Below are 457 nucleotides of genomic sequence, written 5' to 3' on the forward strand. Positions count from 1 at the left end.
GATCAGGGGTTGCCGATGGCGGTGGCCATAGCCGGGGCCGGCCACGATCTGCATGTATGGGCGCGCAACCCAGCGTCTTATGCTCAGTTAAGCAGCGTGCAGCACACCCAGCATAAGAACTTGGAACAATTTGCTCAACAATGTGAATTCGTGGCGCTTTGCGTTCGCAGCGATGAAGATGTGCTGGAGGTTCTGCAATCAGGGTTGATCGCGGGCCTTAGAGCTGATGCCGTCATCATCAATCACGGAACCGGACAGCCGCGACACGCTGCGCGTGTGGCCGAGCTTTGCAAGATGAAAGGAATAAACGCGTTGGACTCGCCGGTGAGCGGTGGTCGCTCCGGCGCGGAGGAACGTCGATTGACGACATTCGTCGGTGGCTCAGTGGACGTCGCCGAGCGAAGTAGCCCAGTGTTCTTGAGCTATTGCAAAAGCGTATTCTACATGGGCGATCACG

1 protein-coding gene is annotated in these 457 nt (G+C 57.5%); it reads left to right on the forward strand.

Annotated features, from left to right (window positions below):
• Positions 1-15: 15 nt before the first annotated feature.
• The coding region (locus tag AB1462_RS31975) for an NAD(P)-dependent oxidoreductase (protein ID WP_367249101.1) at positions 16-457 on the forward strand (442 nt) is incomplete at its 3' end.

This window comes from Pseudomonas sp. SB113 (assembly GCF_040754745.1).
Lineage (GTDB): Bacteria > Pseudomonadota > Gammaproteobacteria > Pseudomonadales > Pseudomonadaceae > Aquipseudomonas > Aquipseudomonas grimontii.